The sequence below is a fragment of the Vagococcus salmoninarum genome, assembly GCF_003987495.1.
Taxonomy (GTDB): domain Bacteria; phylum Bacillota; class Bacilli; order Lactobacillales; family Vagococcaceae; genus Vagococcus_D; species Vagococcus_D salmoninarum.
Genome location: NZ_NGJU01000012.1, coordinates 48,071 through 70,746, shown reverse-complemented (window position 1 = coordinate 70,746; position 22,676 = coordinate 48,071). Strand labels below are relative to the sequence as shown.

19 protein-coding genes are annotated in these 22,676 nt (G+C 36.0%); 7 read left to right on the top strand and 12 right to left on the bottom strand.

Features of this window, described 5'->3' with window-relative positions; genetic code table 11:
• Positions 1–113: 113 nt before the first annotated feature.
• Together CBF35_RS08845 and CBF35_RS08840 are read right to left on the bottom strand one after the other, a co-directional pair.
• The gene (locus tag CBF35_RS08845; protein ID WP_126780235.1) at positions 114–1,556 is read right to left on the bottom strand and encodes an anti-sigma factor; all 1,443 of its coding nucleotides are present in this window, start codon (positions 1,554–1,556) and stop codon (positions 114–116) included.
• Positions 1,528–2,076, bottom strand: a complete 549-nt coding sequence (locus tag CBF35_RS08840; RefSeq protein ID WP_126780234.1) for a sigma-70 family RNA polymerase sigma factor — start codon at positions 2,074–2,076, stop codon at positions 1,528–1,530. The genes CBF35_RS08845 and CBF35_RS08840 overlap by 29 nt, the downstream gene beginning before the upstream one ends.
• Positions 2,077–2,233: 157 nt before the next feature.
• Here CBF35_RS08840 and CBF35_RS08835 point away from each other — a divergent pair, with 157 nt between their 5' ends.
• Positions 2,234–2,869 carry a YczE/YyaS/YitT family protein gene (locus tag CBF35_RS08835; protein ID WP_126780233.1) on the top strand — a complete coding sequence of 212 codons (636 nt, stop codon included), beginning with the start codon at positions 2,234–2,236 and terminating at the stop codon, positions 2,867–2,869.
• Between the two features lie 60 nt (positions 2,870–2,929).
• On the opposite strand, the gene CBF35_RS14890 is transcribed toward CBF35_RS08835, so the two are convergent.
• Positions 2,930–3,097, bottom strand: a complete 168-nt coding sequence (locus CBF35_RS14890; protein ID WP_170174759.1) for a hypothetical protein — start codon at positions 3,095–3,097, stop codon at positions 2,930–2,932.
• A gap of 180 nt (positions 3,098–3,277) precedes the next feature.
• On the opposite strand from CBF35_RS14890, the gene CBF35_RS08830 reads away from it, so the two are divergent.
• Positions 3,278–4,420 carry an AI-2E family transporter gene (locus tag CBF35_RS08830; protein WP_342352316.1) on the top strand — a complete coding sequence of 381 codons (1,143 nt, stop codon included), beginning with the start codon at positions 3,278–3,280 and terminating at the stop codon, positions 4,418–4,420.
• Positions 4,421–4,580: 160 nt separating this feature from the next.
• Complete coding sequence (locus tag CBF35_RS08825) at positions 4,581–5,066, top strand: DUF2798 domain-containing protein (protein WP_126780231.1); 486 nt, start codon at positions 4,581–4,583, stop codon at positions 5,064–5,066.
• A gap of 59 nt (positions 5,067–5,125) precedes the next feature.
• On the opposite strand, the gene CBF35_RS08820 is transcribed toward CBF35_RS08825, so the two are convergent.
• Positions 5,126–6,967, bottom strand: a complete 1,842-nt coding sequence (locus CBF35_RS08820) for an LTA synthase family protein (protein WP_126780230.1) — start codon at positions 6,965–6,967, stop codon at positions 5,126–5,128.
• A 198-nt stretch (positions 6,968–7,165) separates the two neighbouring features.
• Positions 7,166–9,598: a serine hydrolase gene (locus CBF35_RS08815; RefSeq protein ID WP_126780228.1), complete on the bottom strand. Its 2,433-nt coding sequence runs from the start codon at positions 9,596–9,598 to the stop codon at positions 7,166–7,168.
• A gap of 351 nt (positions 9,599–9,949) precedes the next feature.
• On the opposite strand from CBF35_RS08815, the gene CBF35_RS08810 reads away from it, so the two are divergent.
• A complete protein-coding gene (locus CBF35_RS08810) occupies positions 9,950–10,258 on the top strand; it encodes a hypothetical protein (RefSeq protein ID WP_126780226.1) in 309 nt (102 codons plus the stop codon).
• A gap of 128 nt (positions 10,259–10,386) precedes the next feature.
• On the opposite strand, the gene CBF35_RS08805 is transcribed toward CBF35_RS08810, so the two are convergent.
• Positions 10,387–10,764 carry a PH domain-containing protein gene (locus tag CBF35_RS08805; protein WP_126780224.1) on the bottom strand — a complete coding sequence of 126 codons (378 nt, stop codon included), beginning with the start codon at positions 10,762–10,764 and terminating at the stop codon, positions 10,387–10,389.
• Between the two features lie 11 nt (positions 10,765–10,775).
• Complete coding sequence (locus tag CBF35_RS08800) at positions 10,776–12,014, bottom strand: MFS transporter (RefSeq protein ID WP_244922582.1); 1,239 nt, start codon at positions 12,012–12,014, stop codon at positions 10,776–10,778.
• Between the two features lie 279 nt (positions 12,015–12,293).
• Between CBF35_RS08800 and CBF35_RS08795 the strand changes: the two genes are divergently transcribed.
• Positions 12,294–13,463, top strand: coding sequence for a cation diffusion facilitator family transporter (locus CBF35_RS08795; RefSeq protein WP_126780222.1), 1,170 nt, complete (start codon positions 12,294–12,296; stop codon positions 13,461–13,463).
• Positions 13,464–13,535: 72 nt separating this feature from the next.
• Here CBF35_RS08795 and CBF35_RS08790 read toward each other — a convergent pair whose 3' ends face one another.
• The gene (locus CBF35_RS08790; protein WP_126780220.1) at positions 13,536–14,369 is read right to left on the bottom strand and encodes a Cof-type HAD-IIB family hydrolase; all 834 of its coding nucleotides are present in this window, start codon (positions 14,367–14,369) and stop codon (positions 13,536–13,538) included.
• Between the two features lie 198 nt (positions 14,370–14,567).
• Here CBF35_RS08790 and CBF35_RS08785 point away from each other — a divergent pair, with 198 nt between their 5' ends.
• A complete protein-coding gene (locus CBF35_RS08785; RefSeq protein ID WP_126780218.1) occupies positions 14,568–15,572 on the top strand; it encodes an ROK family protein in 1,005 nt (334 codons plus the stop codon).
• A gap of 57 nt (positions 15,573–15,629) precedes the next feature.
• On the opposite strand, the gene CBF35_RS08780 is transcribed toward CBF35_RS08785, so the two are convergent.
• The 3 genes from CBF35_RS08780 to CBF35_RS08770 all read right to left on the bottom strand — a co-directional run bounded on the left by CBF35_RS08780 (position 15,630) and on the right by CBF35_RS08770 (position 19,962).
• Complete coding sequence (locus tag CBF35_RS08780) at positions 15,630–17,771, bottom strand: DNA topoisomerase 3 (RefSeq protein WP_126780216.1); 2,142 nt, start codon at positions 17,769–17,771, stop codon at positions 15,630–15,632.
• A 182-nt stretch (positions 17,772–17,953) separates the two neighbouring features.
• Positions 17,954–18,928: a Gfo/Idh/MocA family protein gene (locus tag CBF35_RS08775; RefSeq protein ID WP_126780214.1), complete on the bottom strand. Its 975-nt coding sequence runs from the start codon at positions 18,926–18,928 to the stop codon at positions 17,954–17,956.
• 2 nt (positions 18,929–18,930) lie between these two features.
• Positions 18,931–19,962 carry a Gfo/Idh/MocA family oxidoreductase gene (locus CBF35_RS08770; protein ID WP_126780212.1) on the bottom strand — a complete coding sequence of 344 codons (1,032 nt, stop codon included), beginning with the start codon at positions 19,960–19,962 and terminating at the stop codon, positions 18,931–18,933.
• 190 nt (positions 19,963–20,152) lie between these two features.
• Between CBF35_RS08770 and CBF35_RS08765 the strand changes: the two genes are divergently transcribed.
• On the top strand, positions 20,153–21,016 hold the full coding sequence (locus CBF35_RS08765; protein WP_126780314.1) for a MurR/RpiR family transcriptional regulator: 864 nt from the start codon (positions 20,153–20,155) through the stop codon (positions 21,014–21,016).
• Positions 21,017–21,314: 298 nt separating this feature from the next.
• On the opposite strand, the gene eno is transcribed toward CBF35_RS08765, so the two are convergent.
• A complete protein-coding gene (eno, locus tag CBF35_RS08760) occupies positions 21,315–22,610 on the bottom strand; it encodes a phosphopyruvate hydratase (protein WP_126780210.1) in 1,296 nt (431 codons plus the stop codon).
• Between the last annotated feature and the right edge of the window lie 66 nt (positions 22,611–22,676).

Genomic DNA, 22,676 nt, shown 5'->3' with positions numbered 1-22,676 from the left:
TCTTTTGTGTTCTTAATAGTTTGTTATTTTTGCTGCTTAGCTATTTTATTTAATCGAGCTTCAGCAACCTAAGAAAGGAGGCAATGACTATATTGTCATTGCCTCCTTTCTGTTTATTGTCTAATATCAATCCACCAACGATCACTCGCCCCTAAGTCTTCGACTTCGCTAAAACTCCCGTCGTTATTTTCGACTTGACTGCTGCCGCCATAATAAAAAACATTTAAAAACATTTTATCTAGTTGATCTTCATCAACAAAATAACCTACATGGATGGTTCGTTTCTCATTAGGTTGAATGGTCGGTAATTGGTAATAGCTATCTCCTTCACCGTGGCTATCTAAATAATCCACTTCTGTCGAAAGAGCACTTGGTTCCTCATAAGTTTCCCTTTCCTCATACGTCCATTCTTGACTTTTCTTAACTAACAGTTGGATTGGATGTTGATAATACAAATCCTCAATTGGTTGGTCAGTGATATTAGTCAAAGTAGTCGTCAAATAGACAAATTTTGGTTTAACAACGTTGCTAGCTATTTCTTGATCAATCGTTGTTTTACCATCACCGATAGAATAAGTTTTTTGCGTGTAGGCTAATAACTCCCCTTCAGCAGTCATCATCTGATCTTCTACCATTCGTTCTAAGGCAAAATCACTTAAATTACTTTGATCCAGACTTGCCAGAGAATCTAAGACTTCGACTTTATCAACTTGGTAAGTGAAACTCCCACGTAAGGGGCTAACTGATTGACCGACTTTGACTAAGTTAGAACTATCTTCCTTAATACCAAGAACTTTATTATTAGTATTTTGCGGTTCTTCCGCAAACTCTTTTTCGTATTGATCATAATCTAAGAAGAACGTTGCCTTAGCTTTAGTCGTCTCAGTTAATTTGATATTCGCCATTATTTTAGTTAATTCGGTCTCGGAGACATCATTGCCCACATAAGCTTGAAGTAAGTAACCTTCTTTTTCAAACATTACGTAAACCTGGCGATCAAAAGCTAATTCACGACCGTTATCTACTGACTTAGTGATAATCCCTTGATTATCACCATAAGTAACTTCTTGATAATCCCCAGTGTTTAATTTACTAAATTCGGCCTCTTTATTAATTTTCCAAAGACGAAAAGAAAGACCACCTTTGGCGTAATTATCTTTGTAGGAATACTTAGTACTGTCTTCATTACCTACCATCTCAGAAGGTAAATAACCTAGATCTAAGAAGTAGTGCTTTTTATTTCCTTGGTTATTGCTGCCCTTAATTGAAAGATTGACTTCATATTGTTCCTTTTTAACAAAAATTTCATAAAGTTTTGTACCGGCAAAGACTGTCGTTGGAATAGCAATTAACAAGACTGCCCCAGCAATTGCCAGCTGTTTTTTCCAGCGCTTGGGACTGGGACTTTCTTGAGTCAGTTGCTCCAGTAACTCAGCTTTCTTTACTTGATAATCTGAGGAAAATTGATGATCCTCAGTCGTTTTTTCAAAATCCGCCATAGCGATTTTTTCGGCAATTTTTTTTAACTCAGCCAATTGTATTTGCGAATGCTTCACTTGTTATTCCCCCATTCATTTGGATAATTTTCTTTTTTGCCCGCTCGTATTGTTTACGGACATTGTCAGGACTGATGTCTAATATATTAGCAACTTCCTTTGTATTTAAACCATAATACAAACGATAAATAAAAACTTGTTGGTAGGCTATCGGTAATATTTTTAATAATGTCAGTAATTGTTCATCGGATATTAACTCATTAACATGACTAGCAACATTATCTACCCCACTGACAACCTCTTGCTGATAATCTTCAATGAAATGAATCTGAGTTTGATTTTTCCGATAGTTATCAATGCTTTTATTCTTAGCGACTTTTAAAATATAACGTTTTTGTTCCTCCTCATCTAAAGAACTTACTTGCTCAATTTTTTTATAGATCTGAATAAACGTTTCTTGAGTGACATCTTCTGCTTGCTGAACATTATTTAAAATACGATAGGCCACACGATAGACTTTTTGCTCATACTTTTCATATAATGCCGTTAATAATGCTTTAGCTGGTTTGTATTTTTTCATTTGCTTCCTCCTTGCCTCTCTACTCTATATAACGAATTGGTTTTAACTTTTGTGACACTTTCAGAAAATTTCATTTAATTAGTCCGCTTACCCTTAATTATTTACAATAGTATGCTACAATAAATCATACTAATTAAAGATAAGGGGTAATGTATCTGTGTTAAATAATCTGACTAAACGCTGGTTGTTTTTCGTAACTGGCTTAATTATTTTATCATTTGGCATCTCACTCATGGTGAAAGGCCAAACTTTAGGGCTTGGTTCATGGGACGTTTTACATTTAGCTTTAACGAATAAAATTGGCTTTACTATGGGAATTTGGTCGATGATTGTCGGCTTTATCATCATTTCAGTTAGTTGGCTAATTACGAAAGAGCGACCAAAATTGGGCGTCTTTGTTAATATGTTCTCTTGTGGTATTTTCATTGATTTTTTTAATTCCATCTTACCAGAAGTTAAATCATTTCCTGCTCAATTGTTTGTCTACTTACTAGGTGTTGCGATTTTAAGTTTTGGCATTGCCTTTTATATTTCCCCAGACTTAGGCGCTGGTCCTAGAGATAGTTTGATGTTACTCATCGTCGATAAGACGCCACTCTCTTTACGAATGACTCGTAATCTATTAGAATTGTTTGCTGTTGTACTAGGCTTCTTACTCGGTGGCCCAGTTGGCTTAGGAACTGTTTTAGTCGTGACAATGCTTGGGACTTTCATTCAATGGATGTTACCAATGACTACGGCTCTCCTCAATGCCTTTCTAACTGGTGAAGTCATCGAACCTTCTTCTCATTAAGCATCAACAAAAAGCATCAACAAAAAAGTGTCGCTCAAAAATAAACTGAGCAACACTTTTTTATTTTACTTTACGATATTCATTAACTAGTGGTATTGATAGTAGTAATAGTGGTAAGAGAATTAAACTCCAATCAGCTAAGCTGCCACCGCCTTGAATGATTTGGGATACCCAAATAAATAAAGCCAAGGCTGCTGAGAGATAAATACTATAAGCGATTTTTTCCATGACTAACCTCCAATTAACTTAGTTAATTAATTATACCTAATTTGACTGACTATTCAATAAACTTGTGATTTAAAATAAAATCGTTTAAACTTATGAACGACAGTCAGAAATTGCTAGAACTTAATTAGGTTCTTAGTCATTCTTGACTATAATATGAGTGAGGTGAATGTGTTGAAACGAGTGACTATCGATTGGAACTATTGGATTATCCGCTTTATCTTTTTAATGGTTGTTATTATCGGCTTTAAAGCAATTAGTAATTATCAATTATTTTTAAACGGTTTAAAACACTTGCTGAGTGTCTTGTCGCCCTTTATTTTAGGTTTTATTTTAGCCTACTTATTAAATGGCGCTCAAGAAAAATTGGAACACTTATTAAATAAAATCAACCTGCCTTTTATCCAAAAAAAAAGTCGTGGTTTTAGTGTCTTACTCCTTTATGTAGTTGGCCTAACTTTTATCTTTCTGATTTTAAATTATGTTGTGCCCTTAATTTTAACGAATATCATGGATTTAGTCGCCCTACTACCGACTTTCTATAACTACCTAATTGAACTGGCAATGAAATTAGAAGAAAATGGCACAGTTAAAATGATGGATCTTGATGAATTAATTACGACCTTTACGGCTAGTTATTCCCCAGATAAGATTTTGAGTCAGTGGACTTCAGCAATCTCATCTCTTGGGATTTTGACTAAAAATCTTTCCTCATTTGTCTTAAACACATTCTTATCTTTAGTTATTTCAATTTACGCCTTACTATTTAAAGATTCCCTCTTAACGTTTATTGCTAGTTTCTTTCAAAAAATCATGCCTGAAAAACTGTATACTACGAGTAAACACTGGCTTAAAACGACTAACAAAATTTTCTATAAATTTATTAGTTGTCAATTTCTTGATGCTTGTATCATCGGTGTCTCTGCTACAATCTTACTCAGTTTACTAGGCGTTAAATTCGCTTTAACGCTAGGAATTCTACTAGGAATTTGTAATATGATTCCTTACTTTGGATCAATCTTTGCTTCAGTTTTAACCGCAATCATTACGTTCTTTACTGGCGGTCTTAGTTTAGCGATTACGACTATTATCGTCTTATTAATTCTTCAACAAATTGATGGTAATATTATTGGTCCTAGAATTATGGGTGGGGCTTTAAATATGAACCCCATTTTAATTATTGTTTCAATTACGATTGGTGGCGCCTACTTTGGAATACTAGGCATGTTCTTAGCAGTGCCAGTTGCGGCAATTTTAAAAATTATGACAATGAACTGGTTAGAACACAGTAAAGCAGCTATCCCTGTCGAAGAGCCCTTGAAATAAATATACGTTTTACTAATATTTGTTTTCCAATTAGACTATTCGACTTATTTTTGTTATAATAATCAAACAGTGAACATTACTTTTGACGTAGGAACCATCTGACTAAGATGGTTCCTGCGTTTTTTTTGTTTTCTGATAAAAAACAGATTGGAGATTTACAATGCACAAGGATTCACGTTTACCACAACCCCCTGGAGAAGGCCTACTTTATGGGGTAATTATTTGTAGTGTCACCGTCATTATGATGACTAGCCTCAATATTTCACTTAATTTCACAGGTCCTGGAACCGAGCTTTTTTTAACAATTTTAAAAGCTCTACCAGTCTTTTTTATCATTGCAATGGCTGTTGAACGGTTTATTGTTCACCCCTTAGTTGAAAAACTAGTCCAGAAATTTGCTGGCAAGGAAGATAGTTTTAATGCCCACATCCTATTTACCGTCTTTTTCACAGTCATCGGCATGTCTTTGATTATGACTGTCCTCGGCGATTTTATCGGTCATGGTTTCCAACTTAAGCCTCATATTTTCCAGCGTTTTCTAGCAAACTGGCCTAGAAATTTCGGCCTCGTGTTGTTATTTGAATTAATCATTGCCCAACCATTAGGCCGTTTCGCAATGACTCGCCTTCACCTTTCTCAAAAATAATTGAATTAAAAAAAGCTACTAACTAAGGGTTGCAATGACTAGTTAGTAGCTTTTTTGGTTTATTTAATTGTCATATAAAAATCATCGGTTGCTTGATTCTTATCAAAAAAGCGATCGTAAGATAACAGACGGTAATCAGTTACTAACGTTTGAATCTCTTTATTAAGATCTTTATCAAACTTTTGTTCGCCGTTTAAATAAATATAATCAGCCCCAATTTGAGTCACACCTTGCTGATAAAGCTCTGTCATTAAGTAATAAAAAGGTGGCATTTTATAATTATCTCGGCTTAATAATTCAGGCATTAAAAAAATTGGCGACAACTGAGACACTTGCTTCGTTTTAGGTTGATCCTCTCCGTGATTACGATATATGAAGTAAGGGGTGCGATAAACATCATCACCAACCGCTTCTTCATTCCCGCGCATGAAAGACGGACTATGATCACCGTATAACACAAGATTGATTTTATCCTCAGAACTTTCCATACTTGTAATCAAGCCTTCGATTGCACTGTCAGTCTCTCTCAATTCTTTGAAGTAGCTCACACCATACTCAACATAATCGCCAAAAGCACTAGCTGTTGGTTCTTCTGATAAAATCCCTGGTTTAATTTCAGGAACAAAGGAAGAATCTGGCAATAAGTTAGCTGGATAAGTCGAATGATTTTGCATTGATAAGGTATTAATAACCGCATATTCTGGTATTTTTTTAACTAAATACTCCGTTAAATACTCATCTTTAATTCTACCAGTTACTGGCATTCTACGCGCATCTGGCATATCAGATTGATCAAGCATGTGATTAATCCCCATTTGCTTATAGACACCTTGACGATTATATAAGGCGTACGTAAATGGATGAATGGCTGCTCGTTCAGTTTCTGGATAAATACCTAAAAAAGATGAATTAGTTGGGCTTTTTTCATAATACTCAGTATAGGGTGTCGTTACTGTTGGCGCTTCATGAAGCTCTAAACTCATACTTGTTAGAACTGAAAACTCAAGATTCGCCGTTCCTCCGCCAATAAATTGCGAGTACATATTACCGCCATAAGCATTTTTTAGCTCATTGATATAAGGAGCAGCTGGTCCATTTTCAAGGATGCTTTCATAATCCCAGAGGCTTTCACTTAAATAAATGATTGTTCGTTCATCACGAATATCTTTATTCCGGGACTTGTTGCCTGCTTCAGCAATTAGTTGGTACTTTTCAGTAATCTCATTAATTTTTTTATCGCTGTATTGATTTGGTTTTGCCATAAATTTCTTTGATATGTTTTGAACAAAATACGGCACATCCCCTGCTTTTTTAACTTCTTTTTGAATATTAAACGTTTGTCCCTCTGGCGGGTTCAAAGAAAATAACACTTGCGCCGCCTTAGTAGAACTTGAATAAATAACTAATGATGACAACAGAATAAAGAGGATGGATGCAATCCGAAGGACGGGCGGCAAACATAACTTATACTTTTTACTAAACTTCCTTGATAACACTAACACTAACAATAGGACGGGCAATGCGATACTTAATAAAATAAAAACAGCTTTAAGTGAAACGATATCTGCTAATTCTTTAATATTTGCCAATTGTCCAAATTCATAAAAATGAATCACGTCTCCCCGTTGTTCAAACTTCACAATGTTCGCGTAATACAATAGACCTAGAGCTAAATTTCCAAGTATTAAGGACACTAAAAAGCTATTACTCAGACTGTAGACAAAAATAAAGACTAACCACAATAACCCTGCACCTTGTAAAGTATGCTCATTCACAAGATCATTAGGTATATAATTCCCTTCATAAACAACTGACGATAATTTATAAGTCCATAAATAAGCAAATAAGAATAATATGCTCATCATCAATCCTACAATTATTATTTTTTGTTTCTTATTCATCAAATCCACCTTACTATCTTTTAATAATCATCCGTAAATCAAATTAATTATACACGGATTCCTACTATAATACTACTTGATTTTCAAAGGCAGGCTAAGCCCCCTGCCTTCAAGCTTGATCCTTCGACACTTTTTAATTGCTTAAATAGCTAGTGCTATCGAGGGAGATTAATGACTCCCTCTTAGATAGTCAGCTAGTTATTTCATAATATCGTAGATACTTTTTGACATTTTGGAAATTGTTTCATAACTAACATAATTTTGCGTTAATACCGACAGAACATAAGGTTGTTTATTATAGACAATCGCAACATCATGACGGTAACTACCGACATCACCTATTTTGTGAGCTACTTTAACTGGTAAATATTTTGGAATCCGTTGATCGTCATAGACTGTGTTTTGTAAATAACCCACTACTTGGCCACCTTCTTGATAAATAGCAGCCATCAATAAGGCATTTTCTTTGGCAGTAATACTGAAGGGCGACGTCCAAGTCCGCCCGATAATGCCGGAAATGTCTTTTCTCATAGTAGGACTAAATTTATTTGCACCGTAATAACCTAAAAAATTAGCCCCTTGATTATCAGAATACTTAGCTGTCCAATTCATAATTTGATCTAATGAGTAATAAGACCCCATCGGCTTTCCTTGTAAAATTCCTGCACCGCCCCGCATGTAAGAATAATTTGTCATTTGGTTAATACGATCATTGTATTGATATTTTTTATTGGGATTTAATTTTTTAGCATTAATCATTTTTTGCGTGTAGTATAAGGCAGGTAACTTTCCAGTACTGGCAGCTGTAAATCTTTGATTCCCATTAATACTTGCAGTCGAACCATCAGTCAAACTCAGGACATGAATGCCGTAATTACTTGATTTGTATTTTTTGTTTAACAAAGCTTGGACTTTTTTCATTTTTTGAGCATCAGAAGTCGTTAACTTAGTAGCTTTTGTATTAAGGTAACCTTGCCATCTATTTTTGCTGTCATATACGGAATAATAACTACTACCATTATAATGATTGTAGATTCCTTTAGCTAAATAACTTTGATTGTATAATTTACTACTACTTTGTTTTTTCTTCCAGTTAAAATTACTCCATAAATTATAATTTTTACTTGTCACAACGACTTGTTTATTAAATGAGCGATAACTCCCTTGAGGGCCGTTAGTTTCTTTCGCACTTTTAGCATTTAAGTAACCTAACCACTTTCCTTTACTGTCATAAGTAGAATAGTACTTGATGCCATTATAGTGACCGTAAACACCTTTAGCCAAGAATGTCTTATTAACTAACTTACTTGTTTCGCCACGTTTTTTCCCATTAAAATTTGCCCATAATGTCTCTTTATTACTAGTTATCGTCACATACTTATTCAGGCCTTGATAACTGCCTTGAGGCCCATTAGCCATTTTGACACTCCGACTATTAACATACCCTTGCCATTTTGACTGACTATCGTATAACGAATAAAAAGCTTGTCCATTAAAATGATTATAGAAACGCTTAACTAAATAGGTTTTACCTAATACGTTATTTGTTGGTTGTTGGATTGAACCATTAAAATCTTTCGTAATCAGTGCTTTAGGATCGACAATGGTAGCATACTTATTCAAGCCTTGGTACATCCCTTGTGGTCCTGCTCCTAGTTTTCCGCTTTTACTATTAAGATAACCTTGCCACTGTTTTTTGTGATTGAACAAGGAATAGTAAGTTGTTCCATCGAAATGACTGTACATTCCCTTAGCTAGAAAGGTTTGGCCATACAAATTACTACTTGATTGTTTCGCCCCACCATCAAAATCATTTAATAGACTGTCTTTTTTATTTAAAACTGTGACATACTGATTGAACTCTTGGTACGCTCCTTGAGGCCCAGCTGCTATTTTGACTGTTTTTAAATTCACATAACCTTGCAACTTTTCCGACTTATCAAATAAAGATAAATAAGTTTCACCATCAACATGATTGAACTGTTCTTTTGCAAAATAAGTGCGATTATTAAGAATTGGTACTTTAGGTGCATTTTCATTTAAAAAATCTTGCTGAGCTGTGACACCTTTAGCGACAACTGTTGCGTATTTATTAAACGCCACACCTTGTCCCCCAGGACTATTGCTGACAAAAACATCAGTCCCTTTAATATAGCCAAGGAACAAGTCTTGTTTATTATAGATGCCGTAATATTCTTCGCCAGTTTCATTTTCGACTAATTCTTTTGTTAAAAAAGTTAACCCCACTAGCTCTTTTGTTGTTCCTAAAACATCACCATTAACTTCTTGGAATAATTTTGAGTCCGGATAACGAATTGTGACATACTGTTTTTCACTGATAATTTTTGTTGAAAAACTTGTTAACGCCTCAGACTCTGAATTTAAACTACTTTCTTCAGTACTTTCAAGAGGACTGTTAGTAGACTCTTCCCTAAGGCTTTCAGTCGTTTCTAGAGGTTCTTCTGTCTCTGTTTTATTTTCTGACTCACTTTCTGCTTCACTGTTACTAATAATTGCCTCACTATAAGTCGTTGCTACCGTAGCATTCGAACTTGCTTCTTCCGCCTCCACAGAAGTCCCTAGACTAAATAAAGTCCCTAGACTTACTAATAATAATTGCCACTTTTTCATCCCAATTCCTCCTATTGATTGTCTTAACTATTATTTTGATTATTTATTATAAAAACTTTTTTGTCTAACCACCTTATTATAACAAAATATATCTTTTATACTATTATTATCTTAAAGAAAGGGAAAATATAGCTTTTTTACAATTTATTGTGTTTAATCAAGAGAAATGTTATAGTTAACGTACAATTAAACAGTCATTCTATGAAGAGTTGAGGTAGTGATACGACACAATAACCTCACAGCAACGTGCTTAACAAGTAACGTGCTCCAGTCGTAATGCCATAGTGGGTCCTTTCAGCTCACTTCATATGTGGGCTGTTTTTTTGTAAAAAAATAAAGGACGTGTTTTAAATGTATCTAAAAATTAATGGTCGGATTGAAAAAATCAGTCTTACGAAACCTACAAAAGCTACGGAAGATGAATTAATCGCTTATTTTGACCAGCTCTGCCAACTAGCTGTAGCAAACCCTTGGCGAGGCGTCGAGTTCGCTGAAGGCGCTGAGCTCTTAAAGGCGCTAGAGACGCTCAAAGACGACGATAAACGCCAGTCTAAATGGCAGCTAGTTATTGAAAAACGGCAGCTCATCTTAGCTGATCCAAGTCAGCAACCTTTGCCTCGAAATTGGGCCGAAGCCATGGCCGCCCGCCAAAATTCCTAAACTTTTATTCATCCTACTAAGAAAGATTAGAACTAAGCTAGCCACTATAGCTTAATCTTAACTAGAATCGCAAAAAAAAAAACAGTTCCTAAGACTTCGTAACTCTTAGGAACTGTTTTCTCATTTAATTATAAAACCGCCATTCCTAAAGCTTGTTGGATGGCGATAATGTTTTTATCGTCCCGGAATTGCAAAGACTCGCTAGGAACAACTTCACTAGAAATCCAAATTTTCAGTTCTGCATCTAAATCAAAATGACCAATTGTCTCCACACTAAACTTTGAAATTGAACGATAAGGTATTGATCTATACTCGACTTTTTTGCCTGTTAGACCTTGCTTATCAACAATAATTAACCGTTTGTCAGTAAAGACAATTAAATCCCGGACTAATTTGAAAGACATCGTTACCGCTTCATTCGGAATTAAGATATTAATTAATTCTTTTTCAACCTCTTCATTGGAATGTTGACTAGCATTCCCTAATAACCCATCAAATAATCCCATTTTACATTCTCCTACCCTTCATTCACAACTTGTTTAAATTTAGCTTGTTTTAACTCTGTTAAGCTCATCATTAATCCAAAACTGAGGAGATACATGACTGATAAACAAGTCATAACCACACTTAAATTGTATTTATCTAATAAAAAACCAATTAAAACTGATGAAAAACCACCAATCGCTCGACCACCATTGATGACTAAATTATTCGCTAAAGAACGTACATGAGTTGGGTACAACAAACTAACAATCGCCCCGTATCCACCGAACATCCCATTTGAAAAGAAACCGACAATCATTCCTAGTAGTAATAATGCCACGGGTGATTGGGCTAAGGGAAAGATAAAAACAGAAATGGCTGAGGCAATTAGAAAGACAGCAAAGGACAATCGCGGCCCATACTTATCAAAAAAGCGCCCAAAAACTAACATCCCTAAGCTCATCCCGGTAATTGTGGCAATCATCCAATAAGAAGAACCAGCGACGGAAAAGCCTAACTCAGTTTGCATAATTGAAGGCAGCCAATTCATCAGGCCGAAGTAGCCAGCAATTTGCACTACTGCCATGAGCATTAACGTCATAGTTCGTTTAATTAGCTGAGGACTACCAAACAGTTCGGCTTTGATCGTCGTCTGACTTGGTTCAGCTCGATTCGCTTGCCAAGTCGGACTCTCCTCTAATTTGTCCCGGACAATGAAGGCTAAAATGACTGGTAATAGACCGAAGAGAAAAAGCCCGCGCCAACCGAAAAGTGGCAATAGTAAGGCTGACAACACGGCGGCGGCAATTGCCCCAATTTGACCAGAGATAGCAATGACGGAAGACATTTTACCGACTTTTTGTGGCGGAAAGGCTTCTGCTACTAAAGCAATGCCAATGCCGTACTCCCCGCCTGCACCAATACCTGCTAATAATCTAAAAAAATAAATCCAATAAATATTTGAAGCGAAATACATGGCGGCTGTAGCTAAAGCGAAAATAAAAATGGTGTAAGTAAAAATTCTAATTCTGCCGTACTTGTCGGCTAAACGACCAAAAAAAAGACCACCTAACAGCATCCCAATATTCGTGACTGATGAAATCAAACCGGCTTGAGCTCCTGATAAGCCTAACTCATGGATAATCGATGTTAAAGAATAGGCGATAAACATAATATCCATATTCTCTAATCCCATACCAAAGGCTGATGATAGCAAGGTTAACCGTTGATTTTTTGTCATTTTGGTTGCTTTAAATGATTGTAAATTTTTCATATTCTATTTTCCCCTTTTAAATGAATGCTCTCTGTCATTCTTTTATTTAATAGTTCTAAATTAGTATACGGCAAGGCTTTTTAATTAGCAATAGTTTTTTAGTCGGTCTTTTATAATGTTAAGCTTCCCTAAAAAATAAACAAGCCTAGCCCGTGTTTGGGATTTGGGAGTGATAAACTCTAAGATGTCTCTTAAAGTAATGGATAATAGTATACATCTAGGAGAATTTCTCTTATAGTAGTCTGTATAGCAAAAATTAAGTATAGGTAGTGATGACTTATGATAAATCTTTTAATTAATCAGTTTGAGCAACGACAGTTACGAAAAAAAACTGATTTACGAATGGCTTTTGGTGCATTTGCAGGAAAAGTCGGCTTATTTTCCAATCTATTATTATTTATTAGTAAACTTTTAATCGGCTTAATCTCCGGCAGTGTTTCGATTATGGCTGATGCGATGAATAACTTATCAGACACCGTTTCCTCTGTCTTAACTTTAGTCGGTTTTTACATCTCTGGCAAACCAGCAGATAAAGAACACCCTTATGGTCATGAACGTTTTGAATATATTAGCGGTATGATGGTTTCCCTCTTAATTACTTTTGTCGGCTTTCAATTTCTAACGACTTCGATTGAGCGGATTCGTGAGCCTAAAAGTATCAGTGTCACCCCAATTATTTTAATTGTTTTAGTCTTATCGATTTTGTTTAAAATTTGGCAAGGTCTCTTTTATCAAAAAGTCGCCAAGAAGATTACTTCGAATACCCTGGTAGCAGCAGCTAAAGATAGTTTTAACGACGTTTTCACAACCTTAGCTGTCTTAGTCTCAGCAACTGTAGAAGGTCTGACAGGACTGAAAATCGATGGCTATATCGGTTTATTAATCGCTTGTTACATCATTTACTCAGGCATTCAACTCATTCGTGAATTTGTTGACGAATTAATGGGGCTGCGGCCTAATCAAGAACAAATTGATATGATGACAACATACTTATCTTCCGTGACTGAAATTGTCGGCTACCATGATTTACTGATCCATCAGTACGGACCTAATAAAATATTCGCTTCCGTCCATATTGAAATTGATGACCGTTGGGATCTAAATCGGGCTCATGAGGCCACCGATGAAATTGAATACACCTTTCGTAAACAATTGGGAATTGATTTAGTGTGTCACATTGATCCCGTTAATTTGCATGATCAAAAGGAACAGTTTATTCATCAAGAAATCAAAGACATTATTAAAAGTCTCAGTCCTGACTTAAAAGCCCATGACATCCGTACCGCTAATCATGGAACTGGCGATAAGATTTTGTTCGATTTAGTTATTCCGAATAAATTCCATTTAACTGAAGAACAAGTAAAAGCCGAGATTCAAGTAGCAATCACGAAAAAAATCGGCAACTACAAAGCAGACATTCGCTTTGATCATACTTATTTATTATTATAGTTTAACAACAACAACAAAAAACTGGCTGAAGTTAAAGACTTAGCCAGTTTTTTTCGTTGTCATAACCTTTACTTATAGATATTTCTCTAACATCACGGCAATGCCGTCTTGATCGTTTGACAAAGTCACTTCATCTGCTAAAGCTTTTAACTCAGGAACGGCATTGGCCATGGCAACACTAAGACCTGCATACTCTAGAAGTGAACGATCATTGTGACCGTCACCGAAAGCTATCAGTTCCGCCCCTTTAATGCCAAAGGCTGGTAGGACCTCATCAAGGGCTTTCGCTTTATCAATTCCTAAAGCCGTAAATTCATAATAACAATCTGCCGTAAACATTGAACTCACTTTACTTGTAAATGGCCCTTTCATCTCTGGGACATTAGCTAATAAATAAGCTGGCTCCCCTGCGATTAAAATTTTATTTAATTTAAAATCAACGAACTTAGCTAAATCAGCAACTTCACACAACTGATAGCCCCCACCTCGGGCTTCGTACTCGATAATATTTATCTCTTGATTTGGTAATGAGATAAGGTTATCAAAAACATCATTAACATACATGTAGTCATCTTTATCAATCATTGGTTTAACATCAAAATTTTTCATATGTTCCAAGATTTCCTGACTTTCCGTAATGCTCAGGGCTTTATTAAACAAAAGCTCATTACTTTGACAATCAATCACACTGGCCCCATTATAAGAGACGATTAAACCACCATATTTAGCCATTTCTAATTCTTCCACACATTTTTTCATCCCTGGTGTTGGTCTGCCAGACGCTAAGATCAACTTAAAGCCTTTAGCTTGGACAGCTATTAACACGTCTTTCGTTTTTTTACTAATCTCTTTTTGGCTATTTAATAATGTGCCATCAATATCTAAAACAATCGCTTTTATCGTCATAAAATTCCCCTCATTTCATTAGTTTCTTCTTCTCTATCATAAGGTAGTTTTGCATAAAAAACAATAGTTAAGGTACTTTATTAATCGCATTAACGAATAAACGGTTTCTAATTCAAACTCTGTTCTTTACTTTCACCTCATTATGTTTTATATTTGATTCATCATTTATTAATTACCTTAATTAAGGACGTGAATAGTTTGGAAAGTAAACAAAACTTAATCCGCCAGGGAAATTTAGCTACTCTAAGCCAACTTCTCTTCAAGCAAGGTTCAGCCTTAAAAGCTGAAATGGCAACGGCGACTAAAATGAGTGTAGTCACAATCAATGCTTTGATTAAAGAACTTTTAGAAGAAGGGATTGTCACTGAAGGCTTGCCTGTTCAACAATCCCTTGGTCGTCCGGCTCTTAATTACCATTTTAATTATAACCAAAGTTATTATTTACTCCTAAGCATTCAAGCTGATCTGACACTAACACCTCAAAAATTAATCATCCTTGCCAAAATTGTCAATTTAGCTGGGGAAGAAGCTTACGCTAAAACCTTTGACTACTCTGAAGTTACCTTAAGTAGATTATTAGAAATTATTCAACTAACTTTAGAGCAACCTTTGACCATTGCTAAAATAGCATTAGCTCTGCCAGGTAAAGTCGCTAATGACCTTGTCCAATCAAGTTATGCCGATTTGTTCAATGGCTGGAATATCGCTGCTGAATTAAAAAAAGTCACTGACATCCCGTTGTCAATTCAAAATGATGCCCACTTATTAACGATGGGCAGTTTGATCAAACACCAAATCAAGGCCACAGGACCGATCGTTGGGATTTTTTATCCTGAAAAAAGCATGCCTGGTATTACGATTGCTGCTAATGGACAGATTTTTGAAGGGTTCAACGGCCTAGCTGGTGAAGCTAAATACTTACCTAGTCTCATCGATCGGCCTGTCCCGAATCATGGACTTGAACTTAAAGCTAACTTACTTGAAATCATTGCTATTTATAATGCGGTAATTGTGCCTGAAATCTTTCTGATTTCTTCTGATTCCCTTGAGGAAGCAGAAATTATGGAGACAATTGCTTCTTCCCCCCTTTTAAACAAACAACCTAACAAACCTAGGTTTCAGATGATTGGCGACTTTCAAGATACATTAACTTTCGGTTTAAGATGGCTAGCTAGTCTAGATACGCTTTACTTACTCTCTTAATATCAAAGATAAAAACGACTACTAGGAAACACTTTCCTAAGTAGTCGTTTTTTAAGTTTAATTAACAAGATCTAAATAACCACGATCGTTCAGTTTAACTGTCACATCGTAAGTTGTCTCATCCGCTTTTTTAAGGTTTTTTAATACTGTTGTGTTGCCGGCAATTAGTTCTGTCAGATTTTTTTTAGTTAACTTCTTATTTTTGAAAGTCCCAGTGACTGTGTATTTACACTTAGGATACGTATCACAACCATAAAAGACCCCTTTTGAGACTAGGTTACCTTCACATTGAGGACATTTTCCAATAACTACTCGCTTAGTTGGGTACTTAGACTTAAACTCCTCTTTCACTTCGTAATTCGAAAAATCAATTTGAGCAATTTGATTCGGCACAGCTTCAATCAAATGACTAATAAATTTTTGAATATTGGCTAAAAAGATTTGTGGGTCCCCTTCTTTACGGCCAATTTTCTTTAAATACGTTTCCCATTTAGCCGTCATTTCTGCACTAGCTAACAAAGGCTCACCTTCAATCGCTAAACATAAGACCTTCCCTTTATCTGTCACTAACAAACTATTTTTAACAGACTTAATGTATTCACGATTTTTAATTGTCTCGATGATTGATGCCCGTGTCGCTTCCGTGCCAATCCCTTCGATAGCCTTTAACATCTCTTGGGCTTTCTCATCATCAACTGTCCGACCGGCAGTTTTCATTGCTGTAATTAACGTCCCCTCAGTGTATGCTTTAGGCGGCTTCGTTTCTTTTTCTACTGGTCGAATATTAACTAAGACATTTTCAGCTACTGTCACTTTTGGTAATAGACTTGTTTGTTCTTTTTGGTTGTCACTTGCAAATAAGACTTTCCAGCCTTGATTTGTTGGGACTTGACCTTTACTTTTAAATAACAATTCAGCAACTTTCGTCTCAATCACTGTTTCTTGATACTCATAATCTGGTAAAAACATCGCAACAGTCGTTTTAGCAATTAATAAATAGATTTTTTGTTGTAAGGTTGGTAGCTTTTTAAAGCGCTCCGCCGTTGGGACTTGTTTAGTTAAAATAATTGCGTGATGTTCTTGAACTTTTTTATCGTCTACGTAACGTTTACGAGGAGTTAACTGGGTTGCTTGAGATTCTATTCCTAAAAACCCGAAATAACGAGGCAACTTTTCTTTTAAGTAGTCAAATTCATTTTTAGTAATGTAAGGTGTATCTGTACGGGGATACGTTAAAAGCTTGGCTTCATAAAGACTTTGAACTGCTTTTAACGTGTCACTGGCACTGGCTTTGTAAAGTTGATTCACCCGACTTTGTAAACTACTTAGAGAATATAACATCGGACTGTTAGTCTTTTTATTTTTTTGCTCAACATTAGCAATTACGCCAGGTTGAACCCCTAGTTCGACTTGCTCCTTAGCTAAAAACGCCAACACTTCTTCACTATCAGCAAATTTTTTAGTTGGACTTAAACTCCCTTTGAAAACCCCTTCCCCAGCTTTAATATCACTTTCAATTTCGTAATAAATCTTCTTTTGAAAGTTTTCAATTTCTAACTGGCGTTTATAAATCAAATAGAGGGTCGGTGTTTGGACACGTCCTAGGGAGAAAACGCCTTGTAACCCTTTCTTCTGTAAAGCTAAGCTATAGAGGGGGCTACCGTTCATGCCAATTAACCAATCACTAATTTGGCGCGCTTTGGCTTCTTGGTAATATGGCAAATAATCTAAGCCTTCTTTTAAATTAGCAAACCCTTCTCTGATTGACTCCTTCTCTAGACTATTAATCCAGAGCCGTTTGTAATTTTTCTTCTCATTATAAGCACCAGCTTTAACAATGATTGACCAGGCGATGTTCTCACCTTCTCGATCACTATCGGTCGCCACAATAATCGTTTGGGCTTTTTTTAGTAAGTCCCCAACAATTTTAAATTGCTTCTGTTTATCTTTCGGAACGACAAATTCATAATTAGCTGGGAAGATTGGCAAATTCTCTAATTTCCATTTTCCCCACTTTTCTTGATAATGACCAGGGGTTGCAAGTTCGACTAAGTGACCGAAGCCGAAAGTAATAAAAGTTTCTTCCGGAAACAACTCATCTTTAATTATAAAGTAGCCATCTTTTTTAGTAGAATTTTGGAAGGCATTTGCATAAGCCAAGGCTTGGCTTGGTTTCTCAGCCAGTATTACAATACTCATTCTATAACGCTCCTCATGCTCTTTTATACTTCTCTAAAGGAAACAATCCTTCATTATTATAGCATAATTCCCTACTCTTTCTCCCTCACTTTTGACTTTTCCTTAGACAAAAAAACGACGCAGGAACCAATTTGATTTCTGTATCGTTTCTCAGTTAAACTTATTCTTACTGCTTAGTAATGTTATCCTAAGACAATTGCGGCAGAGGCTAAGGCTTCTTCTACAACTTCCATGACTAACTGACTATGATTTAACTGGTCAGTAACGGCAGCCATATCATTGGTCTCAATCATCCGGCTGAATTCTTTAAACTCAGGATACATGCGATGTTGATTACTACCATTTAACGGTTTTTTAGACCCTTCATTAAGTGATAATTCAACTTCTGTTAATAAACTAGTCGGCCCAGTCACAGTCATTGACCCTTGATTTCCTTGGATCGTTGAACGAACAGCCGAACTTGAGTCTTTTGCCCCAATACAAACAACTTTAGTCGTATCATAGTCCATTAAAAGCATGCCAGAAGTATCAATGCCGCGTTCCATATTGGCTAAGTATTGAACACTTTGAGGTTTTCCTAATAAACCAACTACAAAATGGATGTTGTAAATGTTAATATCCATTAGGGCACCACCACCCATTTTAGGATTGAAGGCTGGTAAAACATTGCCCGCTTTAAAACTATCGTAGCGTGAAGAATACTGTGAATAGTTACATTCAATGATTTTTAACTCCCCTAAAGCTTGTAAGTTATCTTTAATTTCTTGGTAATTGGCAAAATATTGATTCGTAATTGCTTCAACTAAGACTAAATTTTTTGACAGTGCCAAGGTTTTTAATTCCATGAATTCAGCGAGTTTTAAAGTAAATGGTTTTTCACAAATGACATGTTTATTCGCTTCCAAGGCTTTCTTAGCGTATTCATAATGTAAGTGATTTGGCAGCGCCACATAGACGGTATCGATGTCTGCTTCATGTAAGAGTTTATCAAAATCAGTAAAATGCGCCTCAATGTGATACTCTTTTTGAATGCTCACTAATTTGTCATAACTCCGTTCCGTTCCTAAAATGGCTTTTAATTGAATCTCGGGAATTTCTCCGACCATTTCTAAAAAAGTTCCAACAATCATCCCTGCACCTAAAATTCCTAGTTTCATACTTAATCTTCCTCCTCTGGGTAATTAAACTGACTGCCTGCTTCTAAAATTTCTAACTGACGAATGGTTTCCTCATCTTTAACACTTTTTTCTGCCCCATTAATTAGCGTGTCATACAAGCCTTCGTAAACCCGACTGTAATCGCCAACTTCCGAAACGACTTTTTCTTCATGGTAATTGCCAGCTTGATCCATGTACGTCAACACGCCATAATGTTCTGGTAAATCTATACCGAAGTCACTTTGGTCAGGCAAATAGAACATCTTCAAGTGTTCTTCTTGTCGGTCTTTAGTTACTTTAACGAATGAGCCTTTTTTCCCATAGACAACGAAACTTGGGCGCTCTTTCAAACGGAAGTAACTTGATTTGACTGATACTTTCATTGTACCGTAATAAAAGTCTAAATCAAAGTAGTCATTCATCCGCCCTTTTCCTAATAATTGACGAACATCGTAACGAATGTCATCTGGTTCCCCAAAATAAGACAACACTTGATCTATCGTATGACAGCCATGGCCATATAAATAGCTGTCCACTTGGGAGTAACTGGTGACACTTTCAGGAACTTCTGGGCGAAAATAATCATAGTGCATTTCAACTTCTAAAATATCCCCTAAAACACCACTTTCAATGACTTTTTGCACAGTTAGAAAATCTGAGTCGTAACGGCGATTTTGATAACACTGGACTAACAAATGTTTAGACTTAGCTAAGGCAAATAACTCTTTAGCCTGAGCTGAAGTTTCAGTGAAGGGCTTTTCAATTAAAGCATTTTTTCCTTTTTCTAAAATCATTTTGCCATAATAATAGTGTAAATGGCTAGGTGTGGCTACGACGACTAGCTGAATCTCAGAATCATTAAAAATATCATCGAGATTCGTCGTGTAAGTGACGCCAGCAATCAGCGGCCATTGATGATTATCTGTGCGTGAATAAATTGTTTTGACTTTAATTTTATTTGCTAGTTTAAGCGAAAATGGTAGATGGTAACGATTAGTACTTTTACCATTTGCAATATAAGCGATTGTTAACATGTGAGGACCTCCATTAGTTAGTTGATGCTTTTAGTATAACTTACTGCCCTCTTGATTAGGATTTATTTAACAATTCAGGTCATAATTTTCTTTTTATAAGAACTATCACCGGTTCTTTTGAACACTATGTTCAGAACCATAGTATTATAGCCGTTAATCTAGTAAACTAAGACTTACGGAGGTGTTAGTTATCGTATTAATTTTAGAAGAATTAAAAAACCAAACTTATTTTACTCAGACGGAAAAACGAATTGCTGATTATATTTTACAGCATAGCGCAGATATTCCTGGCATTTTTATCGAAGACCTAGCTAAGTTAACTTATACGTCTCACTCGGCGATTATTCGCTTAGCTAAAAAAATGGGTTTTACAGGCTTTCGTGAGTTTAAAGTCGCCATTTCTAGTGCCGTTCATAGCCAATTACATACTGTCAGCTTAGTTGATGCTAATTTTCCTTTCGATGACCAAGACTCCCCTTTAGCCATCGCTAAAAAAATGGCTGATTTGAGCATTGAGACTATTACCAAAACCCTCGCCCAATTAGAGGAACAAAACTTAGCTGAGATTGCTGAACAACTCACTCAAGCTAATCGGGTGTTTATCTTTGCAAAAGGCGATTCCCAAATTAGAGCACGAAGCTTTCAAAATAAACTAGTTAAAATTAATAAGTTCTTTATTTTAGCTGATGAGTATTCAGATACTTATTGGCATGCTGTTAACTTAACACCACAAGATTGTGGGATTTTTTTATCTTATAGCGGAATCGTGCCACAATACGAGCGGATTATGAGTTACTTTCAACAAGAAGAGATTCCTAGGATTCTTCTTTCTGGCAATCCTAACTCCCCTTTAGTTCCTTTAGCTGACAAACTATTGCTGACTGTTCAAGAAGAATACGACTTTGCTAAAATTGGTACCTTTGCCTCCCAAACAGCTTTTGAGTTTATTTTGGATTCACTTTTTTCAATTATGTATGCTAAAGAATACCGCCAAAACTTACTCAACTTAGAAGCAAAACAAAGTTTATTACAAGATGGCTTATTGTCGGATTAAGGCTGAATATAAAGATTTTTTGCCTGAAAATCAGACAGCTAATCAAATATAGACTCATTTAAGGAACAGTCATTGCTTCTTAGGTCCTTTTAACTCCTTAAATCAGTCTAACTAGCTTCCAGAACCACTAATCGGATAATTAGTCCATGAAGACTTCTTGGCTACTTAAACAGCACTATGTGCGTTATTAAGACCTTTTATTCTTTCCTCAAAATTGTTAAACAAAAAAAGATCTCCGTTCTGACAAATATCAGAACAGAGATCTTTTAAATTTACTTAATTCTCACTTAAAGAATGATTATTTTTTTAAGTTGTAGAAAGCTTGTAAACCTTTGTATTGAGCTGAATCACCTAATTGGTCTTCGATACGTAGTAATTGGTTGTATTTAGCAACACGGTCAGTACGTGATAAAGAACCAGTTTTGATTTGGCCAGCGTTTGTTGCAACTGAAATGTCAGCGATAGTCGCATCTTCAGTTTCACCAGAACGGTGAGAGATAACTGCTGTATAACCAGCTTGTTTAGCCATTTCGATTGCTTCAAATGTTTCAGTTAAAGTACCGATTTGGTTAACTTTGATTAGAATTGAGTTAGCAATGCCTTTTTCAATTCCTTCAGCTAATTTTTCAGTGTTTGTAACGAATAAATCGTCACCAACTAATTGGACTTTATCGCCCATGATTTCAGTCATTTTTTTGAAGCCATCCCAGTCATTTTCGTCTAGGCCATCTTCGATTGAGATTAATGGGTATTTAGCAACTAAGTCAGCGTAAACTTGAATCATTTCTTCAGTTGTTTTTTCGCCTTCGCCTGAATCAGCAAGAACGTAAACACCTTTTTCTTTGTCGTAGAATTCTGAAGCAGCAGCATCCATTGCAAGAACGATGTCTTCGCCAGGTTTGTAACCAGCTTTTTCAATCGCTTCAACGATAACTTCAAAACCTTCTTCGTTTGAACCTAAGTTAGGTGCAAATCCACCTTCGTCACCAACAGCTGTTGAAAGACCTTTAGATTTTAAGATTGCAGCTAAGGCGTGGAATACTTCAGCACCCATACGTAGAGCTTCTTTGAAAGTTGGCGCGCCAACTGGCATAATCATAAATTCTTGGAAGTCGATGCTGTTGTCAGCATGTGATCCACCATTGATGATGTTCATCATTGGAGTTGGTAATACTTTAGTATTGAATCCACCTAAGTAGTGGTATAAAGGCATTTCTAAGAAATCTGCAGCAGCGCGAGCAGCAGCAATAGACACACCTAAAATAGCGTTAGCTCCTAATTTACCTTTGTTTGGAGTACCATCTAATTCGATCATTGCTTTATCGATGTCCATTTGATCTCTAACATCGTAACCAATTAACGCTTCAGCGATAATGTTGTTTACATTGTCAACCGCTTTAGAAACACCTTTACCTAAGTAACGGTCTTTATCGCCATCACGTAATTCAACGGCTTCGTATTCACCAGTTGAAGCTCCTGAAGGTACCATTCCGCGACCAAAAGCACCGCTTTCTGTGTATACTTCTACTTCGATTGTTGGGTTACCACGTGAGTCAAGGACTTCGCGTGCATATACGTCTGTAATAATTGACATGTTTTTATTCTCTCCATTTCTTGTTGTGTTTTTATATCTAAGGAATTTCTTCCAAAGGTTATACAA